We start from the raw sequence: 12,360 nt of genomic DNA, 5'->3' as shown, positions 1-12,360 counted from the left end.
TTATGAAAAAGGACCAAGTAACATTAGCGAGTTTAACTGGATTTGTTTTGTTTGTATCCATCTATGCAAAATCGATTGTATTAAACTTTTTTCTAGGCTCCGCATCAGACACTGTTTTTTATATGGGACAGATTCTCATTGAGCTTTGTATCGTTGCTATCAGTATTTATATTATAAAGGGGTTGGGGAAACAAAACGTATTACAGTTTAGAAAGCCAAGATTGGGATATATGGCTTTAGTACTATTCTGTTATGTATTGGTTATTTTTTGGAATGGAATAGGGAGTGTCCTCTTTCCTGTTACTCAAAATCAGCAAATTACAGAAAGTATTATCGGTAGTTCGGATACAGTTGTTATCTCATTATTGTTAATGGTAATTGCAGCTCCAATATATGAAGAATTGGTTTTTCGTGCTTTGGTCATGACGTGGCTAGAAACATGGCAAACGTATTATATTGATGTCCTTGTTTCGTCTAGTCTTTTTGCCCTGCTTCATGTGATGGATAAGGGCTTACTATTAACTGATTTTATCCACTATTTTGTATTAGGTTTGATATTTAGTCTTCTTTATCGGAAAACAAATCGATTGGTTTGTTCTCTGGCCTTGCATTTTCTTATCAATTTCATTTCGTGGCTAATTCTTACATTCATATATGGATAGGGAACAGAAAACTGATTTTGTGGATGAGACGAGGTTCATATTGTCAAAAAAAAGAAGGGGAAAAAGATTTTATTTTTACAAATATAAAATTTGAGAAGAGACCACCTCAATCTAGCCAATAGTAGATATATCATAGTAGAATGTTTAAAAAGAAGAAAGAGTGCTGATAAAAGAAAGCAACTATGATATAATAAGGAGTAAGAGATATGGAAAATGAGTGGAGTCTGATTGGATAATGCGGCGTGCTAGAGTGGACAAACGAAAAAAGGAAAAAATACACTTTATACTAGGGATGGTAGGCTTATTAGCTCTCCCTTTTCTTGTTTTATTTGGAGCGAGTAGCCTAATGAAGGGGGCTACTGTTGATAAGAAATCAAGTATCCAATCTCCCTCTGCTTCGGCAAGTGGTGTAGTCATGCGACATGTGGCCATTGCCTCGTCTTCAAGTAATGAGCCACCAAAAGAATTAACAAAATCTGAGGAAGCCAAGCAGGCGGTGATGGCAGCCGATCTTGAGCGCATGCAGTTGCTAGGACTGGATTATGATTATGCTCATCTTGGCTTGGTGGAAGTGGTACAGGCTTATCTAGCAGATTGCGGGATTGATCCTTCACAGGTAGCTTTTTCCTATAAAAATCCTGCGACAGGTCATTCATTTTCGATGAATGAAACGCAACCAATGACAGCGGGTTCTACCTATAAAATGCCGTTGAATATGCTGGTGGTGGATGCTGTTGCTGAAGGAAAATTCACCCTGACAGAGCGATTTGACATTACTCAGACAGCTTATGAATACAAATTTGAACACGATGCGTATGTTGGACAATTTGGCGGAGCAATGACTATCCCAGATATGCAAGAGTATTCCTTGGTTTATTCGGAGAATACACCAGCCTACGCATTGGCAGAGAGGTTGGGAGGAATGGATGCCGCTTTTGCTATGATGGACCGATATGGAAAATCCAAGGGGGAAGTGCCAACGATTCGTCGTGAAGACAACAAGACCTCGACGGATTATTATATTCAAGTTCTGCAGTATCTATACAATCATCAGGAAAAATATGCAGATATCATTTCCTTTATGGAGCAATCTTTTGATGGGCAGTATTACAAGACCTATTTGCCAGATCTTCGGATTGTCCAAAAGCCTGGTTATGTAGCAGAGGCTTTAAATGTGGATGCGATGGTATTTGAAGAAGGTCCCTATTTAATTGCGATTTATACTCGCTATCTAGGGGGATCAACAGAGACTAGTGAGGAAATTAATGATTATGGCTACATGCAGCTAGTGGCCTTAACTTACGTCATTAATGAGTGGCACCGTGTGAATGAAAACGGCCTTGCTTAATAAGGAAATATGGACGCTTCATATCACAGCGGAATGTTTGGGAATCGTTTTCAAAATCAAATAAATGTGGTATACTGGTCACAGTATGATTATTGTAAGACGGAGGAATAATGATAGATAAGGAACAATATCTCTATTTAAGAAATCATCCTGCTTTTAGTCAGTTATCCATCGAGCACTTTGACCAATTAGCGAAAGAGATACGTTTTAGACGTATTCCAAGAGATCAGGTGTTCTTCTTTGCAGGGGACAAACGAGATTACCTATTTGTGCTTCAAAAAGGCTATGCAAGGATTGAGCAGTATGATCAGACGGATACGTATTCGTATTTAGATTATATCCGAGAAGGTGGAGCCTTTCCATTTGGTGGGATGTTTGTTGATCATAATTACCACTACACAGCGATTGCGATGACAGACCTATCTTACTTCATGGTACCAATGGCCTTGTATGAGCAAGTTTCGAAAAAAAATATCAAGCAGATGCTTTATCTCAATCAAAAATTATCACGGATATTAAGTTTTCAGGAATTGCGCTTGCGCAATGCTATGATTTCCAGTGCGAGTGAAAGAGTGGTGCAAGTATTAGCTCTTTTGTATTGGGATATGTGCAAAAAAGATCAACTGACAACGATTCCTTTTGGTATCCATATACAGGAGATTTCTCGATTAGCTGCGACGACACGTGAAACGACGAGTCATGCTCTAAAAAAATTAAAAGCAGACCAAAAGATTGCTTACAGCCATAAGCAATTAACTTATTTAGATGTAGATTTTTTCTTAGAAAATTTGACAGAAGCCCGATGAGGCTTCTTTTTCTATCATTTTATGAAAAAATGGAAAATGGCATGAATTTTATAAGATTTTTTTCGAAAAAAATAAATATCCAAAAAATGGCTAAAATATCAAAAATATCGATAGAAAGTGCTTACAAAATAATAAATATTGATTTTGTGGTTATATAATGTGAAATATTTGGCAAAACAATTGTCTAATATTTCGTGAAAGCGGTTCCTCCACTTGTTATAATAAGGTCAAGAAATGGGTAAGGAATTCCTTACGACAGATAAAAAAATAAGGAGGTATTGTGATGTCACAACATCCAATTCATGTCTTTTCAGAAATTGGCAAACTGAAAAAAGTTTTGCTACACCGTCCAGGCAAGGAAATCGAAAACTTGATGCCTGACTACTTGGAACGTCTTTTGTTTGATGATATTCCATTCTTGGAAGATGCACAGAAAGAACACGATGCTTTTGCACAAGCTCTTCGCGATGAAGGTGTAGAAGTGCTTTACTTGGAAGACTTGACTGCTGAATCATTGACAAGTCCAGAAATCCGTGAACAATTCATTGATGAATACATTTCAGAAGCAAATATCCGCGGACGTGCAACGAAAAAAGCCATTCGTGAACTCTTGTTGAGTATTGAAGACAACCGCGAACTGGTTGATAAAACAATGGCAGGTATTCAAAAGAGCGAATTACCAGAAGTGCCAGCTTGCGACAAAGGGTTGACAGACTTGGTAGAATCAAACTACCCATTTGCAATCGATCCGATGCCAAACTTGTACTTCACACGTGATCCATTTGCAACTATCGGTAATGGTGTTTCTCTCAACCACATGTACTCTGAAACACGTAACCGTGAAACATTATATGGTAAATACATCTTTACTTACCACCCAGTGTATGGTGGAAAAGTGCCATTGGTTTACAACCGTGAAGAAACAACTCGTATCGAAGGTGGGGACGAATTAGTTCTTTCTAAAGACGTGCTTGCAGTAGGTATCTCACAACGTACGGATGCAGCTTCTATTGAAAAACTATTGGTCAATATCTTCAAACAAAACATTGGTTTCAAGAAAGTATTGGCATTTGAATTTGCTAACAACCGTAAATTCATGCACTTAGATACAGTATTTACAATGGTTGACTACGACAAATTCACCATTCACCCAGAAATTGAAGGCGACCTTCGTGTGTACTCTGTAACATACGAAAATGAAGCTCTTCACATTGAAGAAGAAAAAGGTGACTTGGCAGAATTGTTGGCAGCAAACCTTGGTGTTGAAAAAGTTGAATTGATTCGCTGTGGTGGTGACAACCTGGTAGCAGCTGGTCGGGAACAATGGAACGATGGTTCAAATACATTGACAATTGCACCAGGTGTAGTTGTTGTGTACAACCGTAACACGATCACAAATGCAATTCTTGAATCCAAAGGGCTTCGCTTGATTAAGATTGGCGGAAGTGAATTGGTTCGCGGTCGTGGTGGACCACGTTGTATGTCAATGCCATTTGAACGTGAAGATTTGTAATAAAAGAAAGAGGAAAATGATTTATGACATCAGTATTTAAAGGCAGACACTTTTTAGCAGAAAAAGATTTCACTCGTGCAGAATTGGAATATTTGATTGACTTCTCTGCTCACTTGAAAGATTTGAAAAAACGCAATATTTCACACCGCTATCTTGAAGGTAAAAATATTGCACTCTTGTTTGAAAAAACATCTACTCGTACTCGTGCAGCCTTTACAACTGCTGCAATTGACCTAGGTGCTCACCCAGAATACCTTGGTGCAAACGACATCCAACTTGGTAAGAAAGAATCAACTGAAGATACTGCTAAAGTATTGGGTCGTATGTTTGACGGTATTGAATTCCGCGGTTTCAGCCAAAAAATGGTGGAAGAATTGGCAGAATTCTCAGGTGTTCCTGTATGGAATGGTTTGACAGACGCATGGCACCCAACTCAAATGTTGGCAGACTACTTGACTGTAAAAGAAAACTTCGGCAAATTAGAAGGCTTGACATTGGTATATTGTGGGGATGGTCGTAACAACGTTGCAAACTCACTTCTTGTAACTGGTGCAATCCTTGGTGTGAATGTGCATATCTTCTCACCAAAAGAACTCTTCCCAGCTGAAGATGTTGTCGCACTTGCTGAAGGCTTTGCAAAAGAAAGTGGCGCTCGAGTTCTCGTAACTGACAATGCTGACGAAGCAGTCAAAGGGGCAGATGTTCTTTACACAGACGTTTGGGTATCTATGGGTGAAGAAGACAAATTTGCAGAACGTGTGGCTCTTTTGAAACCATATCAAGTCAACATGGATTTGGTGAAAAAAGCAGACAATGAAAACCTCATCTTCTTACATTGCTTGCCTGCATTCCATGATACAAACACAGTTTATGGTAAAGATGTTGCAGAAAAATTCGGCGTAGAAGAAATGGAAGTAACAGACGAAGTCTTCCGTAGCAAATATGCGCGTCATTTTGACCAAGCTGAAAACCGTATGCACACAATCAAAGCTGTTATGGCAGCTACTCTTGGTGACTTGTTCATTCCAAAAGTGTAAGAGAAAGCAAAACTGTAACTACCAACAGCTGGGAGGGCTGGACTATCTATCCTTAGTCCCAGTCCTCCCTTTTTATGTGGTATAAGATTGATAAGGAGAAAATAGATTTATGGCAAAACGTAAAATCGTCGTGGCTCTTGGAGGAAATGCCATCCTCTCATCAGATCCATCAGCACAAGCTCAAAAAGAAGCACTCGTTCAAACAGCAAAACACCTTGTAAAATTGATTAAAAACGGAGATGACTTAATTGTCACTCACGGAAATGGTCCGCAAGTCGGAAATCTTTTACTTCAAAACTTGGCAGCAGACTCTGAAAAGAACCCAGCTTTCCCACTTGATTCGCTCGTTGCGATGACAGAAGGTTCTATCGGTTTCTGGCTTCAAAATGCCCTTCAAAATGCGCTTTTGGAAGAAGGGATTGAAAAGGATGTGGCTTCCGTTGTAACACAAGTAGTCGTTGACAAAGCAGACCCTGCCTTTGAAAACTTAACAAAACCAATTGGTCCATTCTACACAGAAGAAGAAGCAAAAGCTGAAAGCGAAAGAACTGGTGCAACTTTCAAGGAAGATGCGGGTCGTGGTTGGCGTAAAGTGGTCGCTTCACCAAAACCAGTTGGCATTAAAGAAATCAATACCATTCGTACCTTGTTAGATGCTGGTACTGTTGTTGTGGCAGCAGGTGGTGGCGGTATTCCTGTCATCAAAGAAGAAAATGGTAGCTTGACAGGTGTCGAAGCTGTTATTGACAAAGACTTTGCTTCACAAACATTGGCTGAATTGGTAGACGCTGACCTCTTCATCGTCTTGACAGGTGTGGACTATGTCTTTGTAAATTACAACAAACCAGACCAAGCAAAATTGGAACACGTAACGGTTGCAGAATTGGAAGAATACATTACACAAAATCAATTTGCTCCTGGTTCAATGCTTCCAAAAGTAGAAGCAACGATTGCTTTTGTGAATCATAAACCAGAATCTAAAGCCGTGATTACTTCATTAGAAAACCTAGGTGCACTGATTGAATCTGAAAGTGGCACCATCATTGAAAAAGGATAAGTTGTTCAAAATCACAAATTCATATTGACAGAAATAGAAAGTTTGTGGTAGACTATGACTTATATTTATTCAAAAAACACAAAAACATGAATAAATAATCATTTTTCGGAGATTGTCGAAAAAAGAATAAAGTGTGACAGTATGCAGTCATAAAATGACAGAGAGTAATGGTTAACAGTTTTTCTTATACAGACGTATTTTAGGGAGTTTGATGTAATTTTCAAAATTCCCGAGACAATTTGCGGAAAATATGATACACTTAATGTAAGCGTTTTAGTTCTTGTGTGGGAGACACAAGAACTAAAACACATCGGTTTTCAAAGATGTTTGAATTTTCGATTCAGGCATCTACAAAAGTAACTCCTTGCTTTTGTTTCGTCAGAAAATGTCCGAAGTAGGAGACGGACGCTAAAATTTTTAGGAGGTTTTTGCTATGGGCAAAAAAGAAAAGACTGGCTTTAAAATGCCGTCATCTTACACTATATTGATGATCATCATCGCCTTGATGGCTGTGTTGACATGGGTGATTCCTGCTGGTCAATACCAAGTTGATGATGCTGGAAATATGATTGCCGGAACCTATGAGACAGTCAAACAAAATCCTCAAGGGATTTGGGATGTCTTGATGGCTCCAGTTCGTGCCATGTTGGGGCACGAACCAACTTCTGCAGCGATTGACGTTGCCTTCTTCATCCTCATGGTTGGTGCCTTCCTTGGCGTTGTCAATGAAACAGGTGCTCTTGATGTGGGGATTGCTTCTATTGTGAAGAAGTATAAGGGTCGTGAAAAGATGTTGATTTACATCTTGATGCCTCTCTTTGCACTTGGTGGTTCTACCTATGGTATGGGTGAAGAAACAATGGCCTTCTTCCCACTCCTTGTTCCTGTTATGATGGCCGTTGGTTTTGATAATATCACTGGTGTAGCCATTATCTTACTTGGTTCTCAAATTGGATGTTTGGCTTCTACTGTAAATCCATTTGCGACTGGTGTAGCAGCTGATGCGGCCAATATCAGTATCGCAGACGGTGCTATCTGGCGTATCGTTTTCTGGATTGTCATCTTGGGTCTCGGTATGTTCTATGTTGCTCGTTATGCTGAAATGGTTCAAAAAGATCCTACGAAATCTCTCACATATAAGAACCGTGTAGTGGACATGGAACACTTCAATGTTGAAGCAAGTGATGCAACAGAAGCAACACTTTCTTCAGCACAAAAACGTGTTCTGTGGGTCTTTGTCGCAACATTTATTCTCATGATTGCTAGCTTCATCCCTTGGGGTGACTTGCATATCAATATTTTCAATGATTTCACAGCTTGGTTAACAGGTCTTCCAGTCATTGGTGAAATTATTGGTAAATCAACGGGGGCTCTTGGTACTTGGTACTTCCCAGAAGGTGCAATGCTCTTTGCCTTTGCGGGTGTCTTGATTGGTATTATCTATGGTATGAGCGAAGAACGTATCGTGAAATCCTTCATGAACGGTGCAGCTGACCTTCTCAGCGTTGCTTTGATTTGTGCGGTTGCGCGTGGTATCCAAGTCATCATGAACGACGGTATGATTACCGCTACTATCTTGAATTGGGGCGAACTAGGATTGAAAGGTTTGTCTTCTCAAGTCTTCATCGTTTTGACTTACATTTTCTACCTTCCAATGTCCTTCTTGATTCCATCAACTTCTGGTTTGGCAGGAGCAACGATGGGTATCATGGCACCACTTAGCGAATTTGCCAATGTTCCAGCTCACTTGGTTATCACTGCATTCCAAGCAGCATCAGGTGTCTTAAACCTTGTAGCACCAACTTCTGGTATCGTAATGGGAGCTCTTGCTCTTGGACGTGTTGAAATTGGTACTTGGTACAAATTCGTTGGTAAATTGATTGCTGCTATCATCGTAGCAAGTATTGCCATCCTTGTCGTGGCGACATTCTTCTAGTATAATAGAATAAGGTTAGAAAACTTTCATGCGCTTTTGGCTTGGAAGTTTTCTCATTTCTTTTGAAAGAAAGGAAAGAAATATGAAAACATTTGTGACAGAACAACATCAAGCAGAAGTGCTTGAAGCCATCAAAGGAGTGGTTGCTTTTCCATCCGTCTTGAATGAAGGGGAAAATGGGACACCATTCGGACAAGCTATCCAGAATGTGTTGGAGCATACCCTTGCTTTGACAGAAAAACTTGGCTTCACCACTTATATCGATCCAAAAGGCTACTATGGCTATGCAGAGCTTGGTGAGGGGGAAGAAACCCTTGCAGTGCTGTGCCACTTGGATGTGGTACCTGCTGGTGATTTGGACAACTGGCAATCCAATCCCTTTGAAGCCGTTGTCCGCGATGGCAAACTCTATGGTCGTGGTGTTCAAGACGATAAGGGACCTTCTATGCTGGCACTCTATGCCGTCAAAGCCTTGATGGATGCTGGCGTGATCTTCAATAAAAAAATTCGTTTCATCTTTGGGACAGATGAAGAAACTCTCTGGCGTTGTATGAACCGTTACAATGAGCTGGAAAAACCAGCAACCATGGGCTTCGCTCCTGACTCTGCCTTCCCATTGACTTACGCGGAAAAAGGGCTTTTACAAGCGAAATTGTATGGTCCAGGTGCGTCAGACCTAGCCCTTGAAGCAGGTCAAGCCTTCAATGTTGTTCCAGCAAAAGCAAGCTATACTGGTGAGTGGCTAGAGGGTGTAGTAGCGGAATTGGATGCTCTTGGTTTCGACTATGAACGGACAGAAGACAGTGTGACCGTTCTTGGTGTCTCTCGTCACGCCAAGGATGCAGCAAAAGGTGTGAATGCTATCGTTCGTTTGGCCAAAGCCCTTCGCAACTACTCTGACCATCCTGCCCTTCGTTTCATCGCAGATGCAGTGGGAGAAGATGCGACTGGTACGAGCTTGTTTGGTAAGATTTCTGATGAGCCATCAGGCGATTTGAGTTTCAATATTGGTGGCTTGACCCTGACAGCTGAACAATCTGAAATCCGTCTGGATATTCGGATTCCAGTCTTAGCGGACAAGGATGAGTTGGTCCGTGTCTTGTCTGAAAAGGCCGCTGCCTTTGACTTGACCTATGAAGAGTTTGATTATCTTGCTTCTCTTTATGTACCACTTGATAGTGAATTGGTATCGACCTTGATGACGGTTTACCAAGATAAGACTGGTGATTTGACACCTGCCAAATCATCTGGCGGAGCAACCTTTGCTCGGACCATGCCAAACTGTGTGGCCTTTGGGGCCTGCTTCCCAGATGTACCGTCCACAGAACATCAGGAAAATGAATGCGCACCGTTAGAGGCTCTCTATCGTGCCATGGACATTTACGCCGAAGCAATTTATCGTCTAGCTGGTAAATAAGGACCAGCCTATCCTAGAGTGGAAAGGACACTCTAGGATTTTTTGCCCAAGGAGGTAGAGAATGGAATGGACCATTAAAACATTTCAGGAATTAACTGTGGATGAACTCTATGCCATCTTACAATTACGGACAGATGTCTTTGTGGTCGAGCAGGAATGTCCCTATCCCGAAGTGGATGGTCGTGACCAAGAGTGTTATCACTTATGTGCCACAGAAGAAGGAGCCCTTGTCGCCTATGCCCGTATCCTGCCACCTGGTCTCTCTTTTGAGGAGGCTGCCATTGGACGGGTCATTGTGGCAAAGAGTCATCGAGGGAAAGGCTTAGGCTATCCACTGATTGAAAAAGCGATGGCCTTTATTCAGGAAGAGCTAGGACAGTCACGCATCAAGATATCTGCTCAAGCTCATCTGGAACACTTTTACAAGCAATGTGGTTTTCAGACGGTATCAGAGGTCTACCTAGAAGACGGTATTCCCCATCAGGATATGGTCTGGGAAGCCTAGGTAGCATGTGGGAAATAAAAAAGGAAATGGAATAGGCAAGCGTCTATTCCATTTCCTTTTTGTGAGTAGTGTGTTCAGTTCTTGGCACAGCTTTATCGGTAGATAAGAGGAAGAGTTTGTCGATGGACACGCTGTTCATGCAACAGTCGACATCAACGCAACACTCGATGTGAATAATGTTTTAAACCTCATTGTTATAATTACTTATAATATAATTATACTCACTTTTGATCAAAAAATAAAGAAAAAGCTAACATCTCTTTTGAAATGCTAGCTTTTTTTATTATTTTAAGTTAGTTGATTATACATGGAAATTCTCACTAAATGCAAGATATACACCATAATATGTATTTCCGACCTTGGAAATCGCAAACGCATAATTTGTCGAACGACTATTAAGCAAATTCATATTATGACCATGCGATTCTTTCCACATTGTCATCATTTGATGAGCAACGTCATCAGACGTCATATCACGAGCAGAAAACATCGCAATGTTTTCACTAATACCCGTTGCCCCGATCATCAATGCAAGATCTTCATCTTCAATTGTTTCATAAGCAATATCAGCTACGCTCTTACCTTTATATGTATGAGCATATTCTTCTTGAATTTGACGAGCACGTAAATCAGCTAAAGCTTGAAGATTTTTAGCATCATATTTCATCGGTTTTTCGCCCATTTCAGCGCGATAAGCATCAAGCATTTGTGACATGATTTTTGGCACGGTTGCGATGAGGTAGGCGCTGTTATCAGCTGTCGTTGGTTTAGTGGTGGTCGTTGTGACGGTCGTGGTTGTTGGTGTTGTGGTTGTTGGTCTAGCTGTTGTGGCTTTCGTCGTCACGCTTGTGGTAGGTTTGGTTGTCGCAGTCGTTGCTTTTGTGCTTGGTTTCGTACTTGGTTTGGTCGTCGCCTTTGTTGTTGCTTTGGTGACTGCTTTTGTGGTTGGCTTCGTCGTCGCCTGTGTCACAGGTTTGCTGGCTACCTTTGTGGTTGTTTTGGTTTTTTGAGTGACTGGTTTTATTGTCGCTTTAGTAGCTACCTTTGTGGTTGGTTTGGCAACCGGTGGGACAGTCTTGCTTGGCTCAGTCAAGCCATAAAAGGCAATACCTTCCTGTCTCCAGCCACGTGTGCCTAGGACCTTGTATTCATAAGCATCTCGTGTATAGAGGTGCTTTTTCATTCCTTGGTGGTAGAGACGATAGATTGGCAACTCTCCGTATGAGCGGTAGGCAGGACCCTCTTGTCTCCAACCACGCTGACCAAGGACCTTGTACTCGTTTGTATCCTTGGTATAGAGGTGAACCCTTAGTCCTGGGTGGTACAGACGATAGACAATCTCTCCCTTGTCGTCAGCGGTATTCCAAGCTAGCCCTTCCTGCGTCCAACCACGTTGATCAAGGACCTTGTACTCATTGGTATCCTTGGTAAAGAGATGGACTTTAAGCCCAGAGTGGTAGAGGCGGTAAAGGCCTGTGTCTGCCTTGGCTTGTCCTCCTAGGAAGAGCGCAGCAGCCACTGTTAGTGCAGCAAAACTATTTCGAATCAATCTTTGTTTCATATCATACTCCTTTTTTAAAAATTTGATTTAGGGCTTATCTAAGCCATTCAAAACGAACAATCCTTCAAGGATAGGGAATGTCCTTTTCAAACTTGTAGCGTTTATTCTTTCTTTTTATGTGAACCAGTGCATACCACCATTTTCCTCCTTCATTTCATTATCTTCTATTTTCTGAAAAGGCATTAGAGGCGTTTTTTCCTCCCAAAGCAAGCCTTCCAGAAATTAGTCAGCTTCACTATACCATATCGCCTAGCAAGCATATTGCCACTTGGACACTTTTTCAAAAAAAATTAAATTTTTTTTTGATTTTTTTTATTTTTTTCTTACAATTTTGTAAGATTTGAGCGATTCTTTGTAAGATTTCTATCGTTTGATTGTATTATAATAGAGATACAAAGGAGGCGAGAAGATGGTTGGAATGTCGATTCGATTGTATGCACAGCTTTTGTGGCGAGTAGTGATGCTCGTTGTCTACTTGCCCTTCTATACTATTTTTTCAAGTATCAAGGAGGATTGGC

General features: G+C 40.9%; 10 protein-coding genes. 9 read left to right on the top strand and 1 reads right to left on the bottom strand.

What is annotated here, in order from left to right; genetic code table 11:
* Window positions 1-2: 2 nt before the first annotated feature.
* The 9 genes from A3I9_RS13020 (at window position 3) to A3I9_RS0107435 (ending at window position 10,281) form a co-directional block, all read left to right on the top strand.
* Window positions 3-662 (top strand): CPBP family intramembrane glutamic endopeptidase, encoded by a 660-nt coding sequence (locus A3I9_RS13020; protein WP_018378417.1) that lies wholly within the window; start codon window positions 3-5, stop codon window positions 660-662.
* A gap of 235 nt (window positions 663-897) precedes the next feature.
* Window positions 898-2,010 (top strand): serine hydrolase, encoded by a 1,113-nt coding sequence (locus A3I9_RS0107475; RefSeq protein WP_245538930.1) that lies wholly within the window; start codon window positions 898-900, stop codon window positions 2,008-2,010.
* A gap of 110 nt (window positions 2,011-2,120) precedes the next feature.
* Window positions 2,121-2,816 (top strand): Crp/Fnr family transcriptional regulator, encoded by a 696-nt coding sequence (locus tag A3I9_RS0107470; protein WP_018378415.1) that lies wholly within the window; start codon window positions 2,121-2,123, stop codon window positions 2,814-2,816.
* A gap of 280 nt (window positions 2,817-3,096) precedes the next feature.
* Entirely contained in the window at window positions 3,097-4,329 is a 1,233-nt protein-coding gene (gene arcA / locus A3I9_RS0107460) for an arginine deiminase (RefSeq protein WP_042361635.1), read from the top strand.
* Window positions 4,330-4,352: 23 nt separating this feature from the next.
* Window positions 4,353-5,366, top strand: a complete 1,014-nt coding sequence (gene argF, locus A3I9_RS0107455) for an ornithine carbamoyltransferase (RefSeq protein WP_018378412.1) — start codon at window positions 4,353-4,355, stop codon at window positions 5,364-5,366.
* A 109-nt stretch (window positions 5,367-5,475) separates the two neighbouring features.
* Window positions 5,476-6,423, top strand: a complete 948-nt coding sequence (gene arcC, locus A3I9_RS0107450) for a carbamate kinase (RefSeq protein WP_018378411.1) — start codon at window positions 5,476-5,478, stop codon at window positions 6,421-6,423.
* Window positions 6,424-6,856: 433 nt separating this feature from the next.
* Window positions 6,857-8,359: a YfcC family protein gene (locus tag A3I9_RS0107445; RefSeq protein ID WP_018378410.1), complete on the top strand. Its 1,503-nt coding sequence runs from the start codon at window positions 6,857-6,859 to the stop codon at window positions 8,357-8,359.
* Between the two features lie 82 nt (window positions 8,360-8,441).
* Complete coding sequence (locus A3I9_RS0107440) at window positions 8,442-9,776, top strand: dipeptidase (RefSeq protein WP_026217382.1); 1,335 nt, start codon at window positions 8,442-8,444, stop codon at window positions 9,774-9,776.
* A 61-nt stretch (window positions 9,777-9,837) separates the two neighbouring features.
* Window positions 9,838-10,281, top strand: a complete 444-nt coding sequence (locus tag A3I9_RS0107435) for a GNAT family N-acetyltransferase (protein WP_018378408.1) — start codon at window positions 9,838-9,840, stop codon at window positions 10,279-10,281.
* Between the two features lie 301 nt (window positions 10,282-10,582).
* Here the strand turns inward: A3I9_RS0107435 and A3I9_RS13015 are convergent, their stop codons facing one another.
* Window positions 10,583-11,842 (bottom strand): CAP domain-containing protein, encoded by a 1,260-nt coding sequence (locus A3I9_RS13015; RefSeq protein WP_018378407.1) that lies wholly within the window; start codon window positions 11,840-11,842, stop codon window positions 10,583-10,585.
* Between the last annotated feature and the right edge of the window lie 518 nt (window positions 11,843-12,360).

It is taken from the genome of Streptococcus ovis DSM 16829 (genome assembly GCF_000380125.1).
GTDB classification, from domain to species: domain Bacteria; phylum Bacillota; class Bacilli; order Lactobacillales; family Streptococcaceae; genus Streptococcus; species Streptococcus ovis.
This window is presented reverse-complemented; position numbering and strand designations above follow the sequence as displayed.